Below are 955 nucleotides of genomic sequence, written 5' to 3' on the forward strand. Positions count from 1 at the left end.
TCGCCCTCGCCTTAGGTCCCGACTTACCCAGAGCAGATCAGCTTTACTCTGGAAACCTTGGATATTCGGCCGAGAGGATTCTCACCTCTCTCTCGCTACTCATTCCGGCATTCTCTCTTCTTATCCCTCCACTGCTCCTTCCGGTACAGCTTCATCGGTCTTAAGAATGCTCCTCTACCAATTGCCTGAGCAATTCCACGGCTTCGGTGGTGTGTTTCAGCCCCGGACATTTTCGGCGCAGGGACTCTCGACTAGTGAGCTGTTACGCACTCTTTGAATGTATGGCTGCTTCTGAGCCAACATCCTAGTTGTCTTTGAATCCCCACATCCTTTTCCACTTAACACACACTTTGGGACCTTAGCCGGTGGTCTGGGCTCTTTCCCTTTTGACCACCCAACTTATCTCGTGCAGTCTGACTCCCATGAAACATCTACACGGCATTCGGAGTTTGATATCCCTTGGTAAGCTTTGACGCCCCCGCAGGAATTCAGTGCTCTACCTCCGCAAGATTATCATGAGGCTAGCCCTAAAGCTATTTCGAGGAGAACCAGCTATCTCCGGGTTCGATTGGAATTTCTCCGCTATCCACACCTCATCCCCACCCTTTTCAACGGATGTGGGTTCGGTCCTCCACTACCTCTTACGGCAGCTTCAACCTGGACATGGATAGGTCACCCGGTTTCGGGTCTGCATCTGCGGACTTAGCGCCCTCTTAAGACTTGGTTTCCCTTCGGCTCCGCACCTGAAGTGCTTAACCTTGCCCGCACACGCAACTCGCCGGACCGTTCTACAAAAAGTACGCGGTTGCACATATAAAGTGCTTCCACAGCTTGTAAACACAGGGTTTCAGGTTCTCTTTCACTCCCCTCCCGGGGTCCTTTTCACCTTTCCTTCACAGTACTTTGCGCTATCGGTCACTGAGGAGTATTTAGGCTTACGGGGTGGTCCCCGCTC

Annotated in this window: 1 rRNA gene; it reads right to left on the reverse strand. The window is 52.3% G+C overall.

Annotation, left to right across the window (positions count from 1 at the left end):
- Window positions 1-955: ribosomal RNA gene (locus WMO43_RS14075) — 23S ribosomal RNA — on the reverse strand; the annotation flags it as partial.

Origin of the sequence: Maccoyibacter intestinihominis (assembly GCF_040096355.1) — a bacterium.
Taxonomy (GTDB): domain Bacteria; phylum Bacillota; class Clostridia; order Lachnospirales; family Lachnospiraceae; genus Maccoyibacter; species Maccoyibacter intestinihominis.